This window comes from Shinella sp., assembly GCF_052438155.1.
Classification (GTDB): Bacteria; Pseudomonadota; Alphaproteobacteria; order Rhizobiales; family Rhizobiaceae; genus Shinella.
Genome location: NZ_JBQVPI010000026.1, coordinates 1 through 13,966, shown reverse-complemented (window position 1 = coordinate 13,966; position 13,966 = coordinate 1). Strand labels below are relative to the sequence as shown.

General features: G+C 62.1%; 11 protein-coding genes and 1 pseudogene. 8 read left to right on the top strand and 4 right to left on the bottom strand.

The window, feature by feature from the left end; all coding sequences use genetic code 11:
- The first annotated feature begins 44 nt into the window (after positions 1 to 44).
- From ACT6VE_RS28345 to ACT6VE_RS28330, 4 genes and pseudogenes are all read left to right on the top strand, one after another.
- Complete coding sequence (locus ACT6VE_RS28345; protein WP_444801683.1) at positions 45 to 1,142, top strand: aminotransferase-like domain-containing protein; 1,098 nt, start codon at positions 45 to 47, stop codon at positions 1,140 to 1,142.
- Between the two features lie 363 nt (positions 1,143 to 1,505).
- Positions 1,506 to 2,207: pseudogene (locus ACT6VE_RS28340) on the top strand (IS6 family transposase).
- A gap of 244 nt (positions 2,208 to 2,451) precedes the next feature.
- On the top strand, positions 2,452 to 3,084 hold the full coding sequence (locus tag ACT6VE_RS28335) for a thermonuclease family protein (protein WP_444801639.1): 633 nt from the start codon (positions 2,452 to 2,454) through the stop codon (positions 3,082 to 3,084).
- A 109-nt stretch (positions 3,085 to 3,193) separates the two neighbouring features.
- Positions 3,194 to 3,355, top strand: coding sequence for a hypothetical protein (locus ACT6VE_RS28330; RefSeq protein WP_171902367.1), 162 nt, complete (start codon positions 3,194 to 3,196; stop codon positions 3,353 to 3,355).
- Positions 3,356 to 3,577: 222 nt separating this feature from the next.
- Here the strand turns inward: ACT6VE_RS28330 and ACT6VE_RS28325 are convergent, their stop codons facing one another.
- The gene (locus tag ACT6VE_RS28325; protein WP_444801638.1) at positions 3,578 to 4,417 is read right to left on the bottom strand and encodes a fumarylacetoacetate hydrolase family protein; all 840 of its coding nucleotides are present in this window, start codon (positions 4,415 to 4,417) and stop codon (positions 3,578 to 3,580) included.
- A gap of 116 nt (positions 4,418 to 4,533) precedes the next feature.
- Between ACT6VE_RS28325 and ACT6VE_RS28320 the strand changes: the two genes are divergently transcribed.
- Positions 4,534 to 5,208, top strand: coding sequence for a GntR family transcriptional regulator (locus ACT6VE_RS28320; RefSeq protein WP_444801637.1), 675 nt, complete (start codon positions 4,534 to 4,536; stop codon positions 5,206 to 5,208).
- Between the two features lie 3 nt (positions 5,209 to 5,211).
- On the opposite strand, the gene ACT6VE_RS28315 is transcribed toward ACT6VE_RS28320, so the two are convergent.
- A complete protein-coding gene (locus ACT6VE_RS28315; protein ID WP_444801636.1) occupies positions 5,212 to 6,657 on the bottom strand; it encodes an efflux transporter outer membrane subunit in 1,446 nt (481 codons plus the stop codon).
- Positions 6,658 to 7,311: 654 nt separating this feature from the next.
- Here ACT6VE_RS28315 and ACT6VE_RS28310 point away from each other — a divergent pair.
- Complete coding sequence (locus ACT6VE_RS28310; protein ID WP_444801635.1) at positions 7,312 to 7,530, top strand: hypothetical protein; 219 nt, start codon at positions 7,312 to 7,314, stop codon at positions 7,528 to 7,530.
- Positions 7,531 to 7,686: 156 nt separating this feature from the next.
- Positions 7,687 to 9,243 carry a VOC family protein gene (locus ACT6VE_RS28305; RefSeq protein WP_444801634.1) on the top strand — a complete coding sequence of 519 codons (1,557 nt, stop codon included), beginning with the start codon at positions 7,687 to 7,689 and terminating at the stop codon, positions 9,241 to 9,243.
- 81 nt (positions 9,244 to 9,324) lie between these two features.
- Here the strand turns inward: ACT6VE_RS28305 and ACT6VE_RS28300 are convergent, their stop codons facing one another.
- Positions 9,325 to 9,882 (bottom strand): NADPH-dependent FMN reductase, encoded by a 558-nt coding sequence (locus ACT6VE_RS28300; RefSeq protein WP_444801633.1) that lies wholly within the window; start codon positions 9,880 to 9,882, stop codon positions 9,325 to 9,327.
- Between the two features lie 72 nt (positions 9,883 to 9,954).
- Positions 9,955 to 10,908, bottom strand: coding sequence for a ring-cleaving dioxygenase (locus ACT6VE_RS28295; protein WP_444801632.1), 954 nt, complete (start codon positions 10,906 to 10,908; stop codon positions 9,955 to 9,957).
- A 381-nt stretch (positions 10,909 to 11,289) separates the two neighbouring features.
- On the opposite strand from ACT6VE_RS28295, the gene ACT6VE_RS28290 reads away from it, so the two are divergent.
- Complete coding sequence (locus tag ACT6VE_RS28290; RefSeq protein ID WP_444801631.1) at positions 11,290 to 13,608, top strand: methyl-accepting chemotaxis protein; 2,319 nt, start codon at positions 11,290 to 11,292, stop codon at positions 13,606 to 13,608.
- Positions 13,609 to 13,966: the final 358 nt, after the last annotated feature.

The following is a 13,966-nucleotide window of genomic DNA, read 5'->3' as shown; positions in this document are numbered from 1 at the left end:
ATCAGCGGCCGCATTCCAGACGGAATGCGCGGGCGGAAATCGACTTGTCGTCCAACGCAGCGGCAGCCTCCAATTTCAGCCGCATCTTGACCGAAACCATTGCCGAGATTGGCGGTAGCGGAGCAATGGATGACATCCGTGGATATGAGCCGGTTGCGGGCAACGAACGCGTCCGCATGGCAGCTGCACAGTTCATGGAGCAGAACGGCGCAGCAACCGATCCAGACGCGGTCATCTGTACGAGCGGAACCCAACACGGATTGTTCGCCGTACTTTCCTCGGTGCTTTCCCCGGGCGATGTCATCCTGGCGGATCGGCCAACGTTTAGCGGGCTGATCGCGGTCGCGCGCCTGCTCAAGCTTGTCGTCGTAACCATCAAGGGAGACGATGAGGGTATTCTTCCATCGGAAATCGAGGCCGCGTGTCAGCGAGTGGATGCCAAGGCGTTGTTCCTGGTGCCCTGCCTGGCGAACCCGACGACGATCACCTTGAGCGAGCAGCGCCGTGTCGAGATCGTGGCGGTGGTGTGTCGCCACGGCCTGATCGTTATCGAAGATGATATCTATGGCGCCCTTGTCGACGATAAGCCATCGACGCTTGCGTCGCTTTATCCGGAAAACACGTTTTATTTGACCGGGCTTTCGAAAGCAGTGTCTCCGAGCGTCCGCATCGGCTTCGCCAAGTCACCGGTCGGCAACGAAAAGGCTGCCGAGTTTATGGCCGCGGCCGTCGGGGCCACGACTTTGATGATGAACCCCTTGTCCGCCATGGTGTTCACGCGCTTGATAGCCAATGGCAAGCTCGCACAATTGATCAACGAACAGAAATCCGAACTCAAGGCGCGCATGGCAATTGCTGCGGAAGAGTTCGCCGATTTCGATTTGCGCCTGCCGGAGGTTTCTCCGCATCTGTGGCTGCCGCTATCGCCGCAATGGCATAATGAAGCATTCTCCGAGCAATTGCGCGCGCAGGAAGTATTCGTGTTGGGGGGCTCCGGCTTCGCCGTGACCCCACGTGAAGCTCTGCCTTCCGTCAGGGGCAGCGTCAGTGCACCCCGGACTCGCGCCGAGTTGCGGCGCGGGCTGGCCATAATCGCCCGAACGATGCGACTCGAGCCTCATCTGACCTCGCTTTCCGTTTGATTTCCAAATTGAATAACTGGCGTTCTTTCAGATGTTGTCCGCTTGGGAGAGAGAGGAGTGGATATTGATTGGCTCGTGACGAGCCGCAAGGCGTTCTGGGCCTGTACTTGCTGCTGATATGCTGTCGCCTTCGCCGGCAAGATGGGGATCGAGGCCATTGATCGGGTGATGCACGGTGAGGGCGCGTCCCCTCCGGCTTGGGAAGGAATTGCGCTGCGATGGATGCCGCCGCGTGACGCATGAGCTTCACCGGCGCATCTCGTCAATTACAAGCCTGTGGGGCGGGTGATGCGGGCCAATGGAGTGGGGACGGCGATGTCAGGTTTACTGTAGCTGAAGATTTGCGGTTGTCTCTCCGCCACGATCCGGTCTCCTGTCAGCTACAAGCGCCATCGTTTTCCACCCGCTGTGATCGCCCGTGCGGTCTGGTTGTATTTCCGCTTTCCGCTGAGCCTGCTTTTGGTGCAGGAGGTGCTTCTGGAGCGCGGCATTGTTGCTTCTTAGGAGACGATCCGTTTCTGGGCGAAGAAATTCGGCCCGGACTACGCCGCCGGTCGCTTGCGTCGGAAGCCGCCAAGCCCGAGCGACATCTGGCATCTGGACGAGATGGTCGTTACGATCGGTGACCGGAAACACTGGCTCTGGCGCGCAGTCGCTCAGAACGGCTACGTTCTCGACGAGATCGTACAGACTCGCTGCAACACCAAGGCTGCGAAGCGCCTTCTGATCCGGCTGATGAAGAAGCAGGGATGCGTGCCAGCGCATCGTCACCGACAAGCTTCGCTCTTACGGCGCCGCACGGCGTCAGATCATGGTCACGCTCGAGCACCGATCACATAGGGGGCTTAACAGCCACGCCGAGAACTCCCATCTTCTTCTGCGGAAACGAAAGCGAGTGATGCAGCGGTTCCGCTCACTGGTGCACTGCAACGTTTCGTCAGCGTCTTCTCCGCTGTCAGAAATCTCTTCGTCCCCGCACGCTCCAAACACTCAGCCCTCGCCATTCATCTGCATCGCATTACCGCGATGGCACATTGGAAAGCCGTCACCGCAACTGCCGCATGATCAAAATGCCATGCCAACGGCGTACTTGATCCAGTTAACCTGACATCACCTGCCGACCCTGCCGCAAGGTTCCCGGGAAAGCGTACGGCAGGTAGAAGATGTTTTTTGGCCCTGCTGCCTTCAGCTTTTGTTGTCGAGCCAACGGCAGGATCCGATCGCGGTGCAGGGACGATCACATCGGCATCACCTCTCGGTAACCATATCTTCAAGAGATCATCGCACTGTCTCGCGCAGGAGACCGGTGATGGCGAAGAAGACGACCAGGCGAAAGAAGACGACGGGAACGAAGCGTTCCGCTGCGGCGGGGCGGGGCGGCATGGTGCATTGGTATGTGCTGGGCGCGGCCGTGATCGGTGGCGTTCTCTACATGGACAATCGCGTTCCGGGGCCGGAAACACCGGCGACGGCGATCCGCACGGCCTCCATCGAGCGCAAGGAGAAGAAGGTCGAGCGCGAGGTACCGTTGCCGCGGCCGAAGCAGGAGCTGACCGGAAAAGTTGAGACGCTTCCGGTCGAGCAGGCGCTGCCGGCTTTTTCCGGCAAATGGTTCATCTGCACGACGCAGTCCGACTATTGCGTGCTCGACGGCAGCACGATCCTCTACGCCGGCCGCAAGGTGCGGCTTGCCGATATCGATGCGCCGGCGGTTGCGAACGCACGCTGCGACGCGGAGCGCCTGCGCGGCGGAGATGCCAAGCTGCGGCTGCGCGAAATTCTCAACGAGGGCGATGTGACGCTGGTTGCGGCGAAAGACGGCGCGCGGGCAGGGGCCACACCGCATTTCGTGCTGCGAAACGGCCAGTCTGTCGGTCATAGACTGGTGCAGGAAGGGCTCGCAAAGCCCTGGACGGGGCGCCATCAATCCTGGTGCGGTTGAGGCATTAAATCTTGCGCAACCTGTGTCTTTCCGGCACAAGCCCGACGCAAGCCAGCGTTCCTATGCTTTCCGTTAACCGGGATGGTGCCGGCTGGAAAGGGACAATGACATGTCGAACGATCTCGAGCGCTACAGCGACCCGGACAATGCTACGGTTGCGCTCTTCCTCCTCGAAAATGACGCGGACGAACTGACGGACATTCTGGTGGCCGCGCTCAACGAAGCCTTCCGCATTCTCGGAGACGAAGTGTCGCCTGCGACATTCCACTAATTTTACGTATCGCTTTCAGGCGAAGCCGCGGCACATTTTGCGCGAGACGCTTTGATCGCTGAAACGAAAGAGGGGCCGTTAAGGCCCCTCTTGCTTTTTGGGTTCTGCCTCACCTAAAGCGCGTCGCGATCTTTCAGATTCGCTCCTTGCGCTTTAGGTCTTTGATTTTCCGCATGTCGTTATCGCAAAATCGCTGCACACTTTTGCGCGACATGTTTTAAATCAACCGGCTGCAACGACCTGGCGCTGCACGCCGAGACCGGCGATGGAGACTTCCATGCGGTCGCCCGGCTTCAGGTAACGCGGCGGCTTCATGCCCATGCCGACGCCGGGCGGCGTGCCTGTCGTGATGACGTCGCCAGGTTCGAGAATCATGAACTGCGAAATGTAGTGCACGAGGAACGGCACGTTGAAGACCATGGTGCTCGTCGAGCCGTTCTGCACCTGCTCGCCGTTGACGCTGAGCTTCATGGCGAGATTGCCCGTGTCCACCTCGTCCGTCGTCACCAGCCATGGGCCGATCGGCCCGAAGGTCGGGCAACCCTTGCCCTTGGTCCACTGGCCGCCGCGCTCGATCTGGTAGGCGCGTTCGGAAACATCGTTGCAGACGCAATAGCCGGCGACGTAGTTCAGCGCATCGGCTTCCGAGACGTAGGAGGCGCGCTCGCCGATGACGACGGCGAGTTCCACTTCCCAGTCGGTTTTCTCCGAGCCGCGCGGAATGAGGATCGTGTCGTCCGGGCCAACGATGCAGGAGGGCGCCTTGTTGAAGAGCACCGGCTCGCTCGGCACGGCCATGCCGCTTTCGGCCGCGTGGTCGGCATAGTTGAGGCCGACGGCGATGAAATTGCCGACGCGGCCGACGCAGGCGCCAAAGCGGCTGTCTTCCGGCGCAAGGGGCAGGCTCTTGGGGTCGATCGCGGCAAGGCGCTTGAGGCCTTTGCGGCCAAGCACGTCGCCGGCAATATCCGGCACGACGCCGGACAGGTCGCGGATCTTGCCGTCCGCATCGATGATCCCGGGCTTTTCCGCGCCCGCCGCGCCAAAGCGCACCAGCTTCATGTGAACCTCCATTGAATGCCAGTTTATGATTTCGGTTGCGCGCACCTTTCATCTGGTTTTACATCAAGTCAATGATTTTCGAAAATCTCCCGATTTTATAACTTCGGTGTGACAGCATGGAACAAAAGAAGGGGAGCGGACGCACACTTGCGGCGGAAGCCTATGCGGCAATCCGTCAAGCGATCCGCACGGGTGCGTTCAAGCCGGGCGATCGGCTGCGCTTCGCCGACCTCCAGGCGCTGTGCGGCATGAGCGTGACGCCGGTACGCGAAGCGCTGGCGCGGCTGACGGCGGAAGGGTTTACCTCGCTGGACGATCACCGGGGATACAGCGTCGCGCGCCTCTCGCTGGAGGAGTTGCGCGACGTCACGGCGACACGCCAGCTCTGCGAGGGCGAAGCGCTGCGGCTGTCGGTGCTGAAGGGAGATGCGGACTGGGAGGGCAGGGTGATTGCCGCCCACCACCTGATGGCGCGCATACCGCAGGCGCGCGAGGACATTCCGTCAGCGATGCGGGAGGATTGGGAGGCGCGCCATACCACCTTCCATGCCGCTCTCATTTCAGCCTGCGGCTCGCCGGCACTTCTGGAGATCTGTGGAAAGCTGTTTTCCCGCGCGGATCGCTATCGGCGCCTGTCCGTCAGCCTCGAGGGCGCGGCGCGGGATGCGACGGGAGAGCACCGCAGGCTGATGGATCGCGCGCTGGCGCGCGATGCGGAAGGAGCGGCCGAGGCGCTCCGCGAGCACTACGGCCGGACGGCCGCAGCGCTCGAGGGCTTTTTCAAAGCATGACGCTTATTTGCTGACGACGACCGTCGCCGCGCCGATCTCGGCTCCGCCACCGATCGCCACGTTGAGCGCGACATAGTCGCGGGCCAACTGGCGGATCGCCGTGGCGAGCGCCAGGCGGGATTCGGCGACGTTACGTTCGGCATCGAGCACGTCAAGGATGGTGCTGGCGCCGCCGCGATAGCTTTCGCGGGCGAGGACCAGGGTCTGATCGAAGGTATCGACGACCTTACGCTGGGCGGCGACCGTCTGGTAATCGCGGATCAGCGCGGTCTGGGCATTTTCCACTTCCTCGACGGCGTTGAGCACTGTCGACTTCCACGTCAGATACTGCTGCTCGGCGTCCGAACGGGCGATCTTGACCTGCGCCTTGAGCGCGCCGCCGTTGAAGATCGGCAGGGAGAGCGTCGGGCCAAACGACCAACTCGTCAGGTTGCCGACCCTGGCGTTGAAATTGCGCGCCGCTCCGATCGAGCCACCGAGCTCGATGCTCGGATAAAGATCGGCTTCCGCGACGCCGATCTGCGCCGTTGCGGCCTGCAGGCGACGTTCGGCCGCGCGGATGTCCGGACGGTTGCGAATGAGGTCGGCCGGAATGCCGGTGCGCGTGGAATAGCGTGGCATCGGCTGGGAGGCGCCCTTGATCAGGCTGGACGTGATCGTCGCTGCCGGTACGCCGAGCAGGGTCGCAATGTGGTTTGCCGACTGGTGGAAGCCGGTTTCGAGTGCCGGCAGGTTGGCGAGCGTCTGGTTCACGAGACCTTCGGCCTGCAACACGTCGAGGCTGGAGGCGGCACCCGCTTCCTTGATCTCGTTGGTGAGCTTCAGCGTTTCACGGCGCGAGACCAGGTTCTTGCGGTTGAGCGCGAGCGCTTCCTGGAAGTAGCGCGCGCTGACATAGCTCGACACGAGGTCGGACAGATAGGCGAGGCGCGCAACGCCGACGTCATCGTAAGCGGCGTCGAGCGAGGCGTTCGCCACTTCTCTCTGCCGGCGATACTGGCCGAAGAAGTCGATCAGCCAGGAGGCGCTCAGGCCGGCGTTCATGGATTTGGATTGGGAATGATCCGATCCGTCGGGATTGGCGGCGGTTATGCTGTTTCGGCGCAGATAGCTGCCGTCCTGGCCGCTGACATTGCCTGCTGCGGACAAGCCGACATTCGGCAGGGCGCCTGCGCCGGCGATGATGACATTCGCTTCGGCTGCGGTGATGCGCTCCAGCGCCTGCTGGACGGTCAGGTTTTCAGCCATGCCCTGATGCACGAGCCCGTTGAGGCGCTTGTCGCGGAAGGACTCCCACCACGGATTGAGCGCGACGCTCTCGCTGCTTGTTGCCTTGCTCTCGGAAAACTTGGCCGGCAACGCGGTGTCGGGCTTCTGGTAATCGGGGCCGACGACACAGCCGGACAAGAGAAGCATGCTGAGCGGAAAAAGCGTCCTGGAAAAATTCATGGGTCTACCCTGCCGGCCATCGTGGCATACTTAACGGAACAAATGTGCGATTCACTCTTTATTCATGTTTGGGCGGAAGATCGAGCCCCCACCCAAGAAAGAATGGTCCCACAGCGTTTTTTCCCCGCTTCGCTGACGGGGTGTGTCCGTCGTGCAACTGGGGCATTTGCCCGAATGTGGCATTTTCGCTCGGCTGGCGAAAGCCGTCGTTTGAAAACACCCTGCAAAGTTGCGCCATGGCATTTCCTCGGATTGCCCGTCTTTGCGACATATTTTTCTGAAAAATGCTGCATGAGCGAACAGAATTTTATGATTCGAATTGTCACACAAATTCGGCAGTAATTTTTTCCAAAATTCTGCCGATTCCATTGACAAGGAAGGGAGGCTCGCTTATGTGTTGGAGCATCGCATGAGGACCGCATGCGTTTTAGCCCCGGTCCCCCCTGACGCATCCATTTTAGAGCGTCAGCGCCAACAAGAGGGAGTGCCCATGTACGACATCAACTGCATCGCCTCCGTGTGTGTGGCGTACTCCTGTCGTGAAACGATTACAGGGAAAGCGCATACGGCACTCCGCCGAATGTAACCGCACTTCCCTCGTCGAATTAAGCGCAAGATTGAATTGGCCGCACCTTTGGTGCGGCAGGAGTTGTTATGCAAAAGCAAGTTATCGAAATCGGTGGTGAAGCCGTCGGCGTTGTCGTTCCCGATGAGGATCGGCTGAAGTTCGTAGCCGTCAAATATTCCGTGTGGGACCTGGATTCGCAGCGTTTCTCGTCGGCAGACGAAGTGCGCTTGGCAATCCGTCGCCTCCTGAATGATCCGGCTGCCGCCGCTCGGGCGCTGCCCCCGGCCCATAGCGCGGCCGCCTGAACCGAAATTCTGACGATCCGGCATTTCCAGACCGGATATCGACCGGCCCCGCCAATCAGCGGGGCCGGTCTTGTTTTGTGGACAGTGCATTCACCGGGCGCCGGCTGGCGCGGACTGTGAAATCCTGATTGTTTACCGCCTGAAAGGAGGTGCCCCATGACCAGCGGCATCCATCACATCACGGCGATCACCCGGAAAATCCAGGCGAATGTCGATTTCTACGTCGGCTTTCTCGGCCTGCGCCTCGTCAAGCGAACGGCGGGCTACGAAGACGCCGATCAGCTCCACCTCTTGTATGGCGATGCGGCGGCAAGCCCCGGGTCGCTGATCACCTTCCTTGCCTGGGAGGACGGAGCACCTGGCCGTGTCGGCCTCGGCCAACCGGCGGAGATCGCCCTTGCTATCAAGCCGGAGGCGATCGGCTTCTGGCTGACGCGGGCGCTGACATACAACATTACGCTCACCGGCCCGGCGCAGGAGTTCGGTGAACCGGTATTGCGGCTGAAGGATCCGGACGGCATCATCGTCAAGCTCGTCGGCGAAGCGGATGTGGAAGGACCGGCCCCGCATGTCACAAAGGACATCGCGGCGGCGGATGCCATTCAGCGTATTCGCGGCGCGACGATCTTTTCCGAAAAGCCGGTGGAGACTGCGGCCTTCATCAGCGGGCATTTCGGCTACCGCACGGTCGCCGAGGCGAACGGCGTCACAAGGCTCGCCGGCGATACCGGCGATGTGCTCGACATCCGCAATGCCAGCGGCTTCTGGACGTCGGCGCCTGGCACCGGGACGATCGATCATATCGCGTTGCGCGCACCGGACCGGGCTGCGGTCGAGGCCGTGGCCAAGCGGCTTGCCGACGAGGACGCGGGCGACACCAACATGCACGACCGCACCTATTTCTACTCGCTCTATGTGCGCGAGCCCGGCGGTTCGCTCATCGAGTACGCGACGGATGCGCCCGGCATGACGGTGGATGAACCGCTGGAAACCCTCGGCAGCAAACTGTTCGTGCCCCGGCATTTCCGGACCGATCCCGAGGATGTCCGTGCCCGGCTTCCGCAGTTCGCTCTCCCGGGTGAGGAGCGTATCACGGAGCGCGACCTGCCCTTCATCCACCGGGTGTACCGTCCGGAAAGCCCGGATGGCACGGCCGTCGTGCTGCTGCACGGCACCGGGGGCAACGAGACGAGCCTGTTGCCTTTCGGTGTGCGGTTGGCGCCGCATTCGGTCCTGCTCAGCCCGCGCGGGCGCAGCGTGGACGAAGGCTATCCGCGCTTCTTCCGCCGGTTGACGGCGACGACCTTCGACCAGAAGGATCTTGTCGGCGAGGCGGAAGCCTTTGCCGCCTTCATGGAGGGCGCGAATGCGTCCTATGGACTGGATCCGAAGAAGACGCTCTTCGTCGGATATTCGAATGGTGCCAACATGATCGGCGCGGTCATGCAGCTTCATCCGGGCCTCATCCGCAATGCCGTGTTGCTGCGTGGCATGAACGTTCTGGAAAGCGCCCCGGAGGCTGACCTTTCCGGCACCAACGTTCTGATGCTGACGGGGCAGTCGGACCCTTACGGTGCTCACGCAACGGCGCTCGAAACGCGTTTGACCGCGGCCGGCGCGTCCCTCGAAAACCGGCTGCTCGTCACCGGGCACGAACTCGTCGCTGCCGATCTGGACCTGGCAAAGGCCTATAGGGAGCGGATGATCGGCTGACGGGATCGCCGCCGGAAAACAGAAAAGGGGCATGCCGGCTGGCATGCCCCTTTTGATTCGACCACTCCATTGCGACCGGCCTTAACGTCCTTGCTCCGCAACGAAAGCCGCAAAGCCGGCTATGAAGGCGCGAAGCCTTTTTTCAGTTGCCTCATCGACGATTTTTCCATCCTGAAAAACCGTTCCGGCGCGCGAGACCATCAGCTTGGCGCCGAACCACGGCACGGTGCCGAGCGTGCGCATGACGGGCAGCCAGGCTTCCTGCGACAGGAGCGTGCCGAAATTGCCGGGCGAGGCGCCGGTGATCGCGAAGGGTTTGCCGGCGAAGACGCGGTCAATGTCGGTGGAAGGGCGGCTCATCCAGTCGATGGCGTTCTTGAAGACGCCGGGAATGCCGTTGTTGTATTCCGGCGTGAAGAGAAGGACACCGTCCGCGTCCGCAACAAGGTCCTTGAGGCGGGTGACGGCATCCGGGATGCCGCTTTCGGCCTCCGCGTCGCCGTCATAGAGCGGAATGCCATGGATCGAGCCCTCGACGACCTCGACGCCCTCCGGCGCCATGGCCAGGGCGGCGCGGAGCAGCGCCGTGTTGAAGGAGCCTTTGCGCAGGCTGCCCGAGATTGCCACCAGTTTCGTCATTTGGGTTCTCCTCTTTTCAGATGGCATAAAAAACCCCGGCGGACTGTTTGTCACGCCGGGGTTTTATCTGGTTTAGACGAGCGGCTTCAGCCGGGCCTCGATTTGCGCACGGCGCGGTTCGAGGAAGGGCGGCAGCGACAGGCTTTCGCCGAGCGTTTCCAGCGGTTCGTCCACCGCAAAGCCGGGGCCGTCTGTCGCGATCTCGAACAGGATGCCGTTCGGCTCGCGGAAGTAGAGCGAGCGGAAGTAGAAGCGTTCGACCTCGCCGCTGGAGGGCAGGCGGAAGCCGCGCAGGCGTTCCGTCCATGCATGCAGCGCCTCTTCATCCGGTGCACGGAAGGCGACGTGGTGCACGGCGCCGGCACCCTGGTGGGCGGGCGGCAGGTCCGGCTCGACTGCGACATGCAGTTCGGCGGCCGGGCCGCCGTCGCCCATCGAGAAGACATGCACGTCACCCGCCCCGTCCGGGTTCGGATAGGTCGAGGTCTCCGTCATGTTCATCACCTGGACGAGCACGGTCTGCGTGTTGCGGATATCGGGCACGCTGAGCGTGATCGGGCCAAGACCCTTGATCTGGTGTTCGGCCGGAACAGGGCTCCGGTCCCATGGGTTAGACGGCGCACCGGCATTGTCGACGACAAGGCGGAAGCGCTGGCCTTCGCCATCTTCGAAATCGAGCGAAGCGCGGCCGCCGACGTCATGGATCTCGCCGGCTTTGACCTTCAACTCGCCAAAGCGGGCCTTCCACCATTCGAGCGTGGCAAGGTTTGCAACGCGCAGGCCCGTGCGGGAGACGCTGTGCGTGCCACGCCGCTCGTGGCCGACCGGCCAGTCGAAGAAGGTGAGGTCGGTGCCGGGAGACGCCAGACCATCGGCGTAGAACAGATGGTAGGCGCTCGTGTCGTCCTGGTTGACGGTTTTCTTGACGAGGCGCAGGCCGAGCACCTGCGTGTAGAAACGCAGGTTTTCCGCCGCATTCGCGGTGATCGCGGTCAGATGGTGGATGCCTGTCAACTGTAGGGTCATGATAAACTCCTCTCCGGGGTCGTCCGGGACGTTCTGGTGCGTACCCCGCTGTCGGGGCCTTGCGTTGAAGCGAATATCGCCCCTCGCATGCGCCGCCGAAAGACCGGGCCGGGCGAACGGATCGTTCACTTTTGTTGAACGACCTTTCTCGTCTTCGGAACCTCGGGTTTCTGGCGCGCGGGCCACCGCCTTTTTGACCGGCGGTTCCACCCTTTCTGTTCCAATGTTAGCGCCTCTGAATTTTATCGTTTCATAAACCAACGCTCCGTACGCTGCCGGTTGCGAAATGACTTCGTCTCTGCGTCGCCGCGCCCGTCGGCATGTCCGCCCTTTCCGATGAACTGCCGGTCTGGAATTTCCGCCCGCGCGAGGAGACGTTCGATGCTGCCGAAGACTGCAATTGCCCGAAACATGTTCGCCATCGTTGCGACCGGTGTTGCCACGACCGTGGCGACGGCGGGCGTTCTGCTCTGGCTCTCCTACCGCGCGGTGGAAGAACGCTCAATTTCGGAAATGGTGAATGCGGCGGAGGCGAGTGCCGGCAAGGTGGAGACCACCTTCGCGCAGGTGAAGACGCTGAGCTGGAACCTGCGGTCCGCGATCTTTGCGATGAAGGACAGTGCTGCGCCAAGCCGCGAGATGGTCGATGCGACGCTGAAACGTTTGTTGACCGACAACCCGTTTGCCGTCGGCCTCAGCACCGGCTGGGAACCCGACGCCTTTGATGGCAAGGACGCAGAATACAAGGACAAGCCCGGCCATGATGCGAGCGGCCGCTATGTTCCCTACGCCATTCGGTCGAACGGCGTGGCGGTGATCGAGGCGCTGGTCGATTACGACAAGGACGGTGCCGGCGACTACTACCAGGTGCCGAAGAAGACCGGGAAAGACCTGATGACGGAACCCTACAGCTACAATGTCGGCGGCAAGGACACGCTGATGATGTCGTTCATGGTGCCGCTGATGTTCGACGGCACCTTCAAGGCGGTGTCCGGCGTTGATGTCGCGCTCGATGCGCTGGCGGCCGACATGGCCAAGCTGAAGCCGCTCGGCGAGGGTTACGTCACGCTGCTCAGCCAGGGGGGCAGCATCGTCAGCCACCCCGATACCGCGACACTCGGCAAGTCGCTGAAGGATTCCGGTCTCGACGTTGCCGCCTGGCAGCAGCTCATCGACAATCCGCACAAGGCTTTCGAGATGACCGATGCGTCGGGCGTCGCCTCGATGGCTGTCGCCGTGCCGGTGCCGCTGCAGCCGGGCACCACCTGGTACGCCGTCGTCTCCGTGCCCAAGCGCGTGCTTTTCGCCAGCCTTTCCACGCTGGCCATCACATCCATCATCGTCATCGCCATCGCCGCGGGCCTGTTGATTTCGATCGGCTGGCTGCTTGCCGCGCGCTTCCGCAAACGCCTGGCCACCGTGATTACGGCCACGAGCGAGATTGCCGGTGGTCGCACGGATGTCGATCTTTCCGAATCCGCGCGCCAGGACGAAATCGGTGAAATGGCCCGCTCGCTTGCCGTGCTGCGCGATGCGACGCTCGCCAAACTGCGTCTCGAAAGCGAGGCGGAAGAAAACCGGGCGCTTTCCGAAGAGGAGCGCCGCCAGCGTGCCGACGAGGCGGCCGAGCGTGAACGCCAGACGCGCATCGCCGTCGAGGCGCTCGCCGACGGCCTGCAAAAACTGGCCGATGGCGACATGACGCACCGGATCGAGCATGCCTTTGCCGGGTCGCTCGACCAGGTCCGCCACGATTTCAATGCCTCCGTCGAGAAGCTGCAATCGGCGCTGCGCTCGGTCGGCGGCAATGCCAATGCCATCCAGGCCGGCTCTGCGGAAATCCGCTCTGCCTCCGACGATCTTGCCAAGCGCACCGAGCAGCAGGCCGCCTCCGTCGAGGAGACCGCTGCCGCGCTGGAAGAAATCACCACGTCGTTGAAGGATGCGACGCGTCGAGCGGAAGATGCCGGCCAACTCGTCGAGCGCACCCGCGCCGGTGCGGAAAGGTCGGGCGAGGTGGTGCGCCGCGCCGTCTCCGCGATGAGCGGCATCGAAAATTCCTCGCGCGAAATTTCCAACATCATCGGCGTGATCGACGAGATCGCCTTCCAGACCAATCTTCTGGCGCTGAATGCCGGCGTCGAGGCCGCGCGTGCCGGTGAGGCCGGCAAGGGCTTTGCCGTCGTGGCGCAGGAGGTTCGCGAACTCGCTCAGCGTTCGGCCAATGCGGCCAAGGAGATCAAAGCCCTCATCACCAAATCGGGCGAGCAGGTCCATCTCGGTGTCACGCTCGTCGGTGAGACGGGCTCGGCGCTCAGTGAGATCGTCAACCAGGTCCAGGAAATCGACATCAATGTCGCGGCGATCGTGCGTTCTGCGCGTGAACAGTCCACGGGCCTCAACGAGATCAGTTCGGCCGTGAATTCCATCGATCAGGGCACGCAGAAGAATGCCGCCATGGTGGAAGAGCAGACCGCGGCAAGCCATGCACTGGCAAACGAGGCGACGGCCCTCGACGCGCTCATCGCACAGTTCCGTCTCGGCATGGGGGGAGCTGTTTCCCGCCCGGTCGCCGCATCGTCTACCGAGCATCGTCCGGCAGCCTCCGGTGCGCGGGCGCTCGGCAGCAAGCTTACCCGTGCTTTTGGTGGCGGGCAGGCGGCGGCAAGTGCTGCGGCACAGGACTGGCAGGAGTTCTAAGCCGGTTTTCTATGGCTTTTAAGAAAAGGCGGCCCCTCCGGCCGCCTTTTTGCTGTGCGTCAGAAAAGCGCACAACTTTTGCGCCGTGCACAGCATTTAACCAGGTTGGCGGCAAACGCTTCGTGCCCTCTATGTTAGGGATGGCTTTATAGTTTTGAAATTTAATGACTATTCATAATTCTTCCGGCTTGGCATGCTTCCTGCTTTCTTTGGGATAGGTCCAGAGGGGACCGAGATAGAAGCGTCCAACGAATGGCGCTCCGGGAAAGCCGCTGGCAGCTTCGTGGAAACCCAAAGGTTTCGAAGCTGCCAGCGGCTTTGTCGTTTCCGGTCGTCGCAAGCAGGTGCTCTAGGCGGC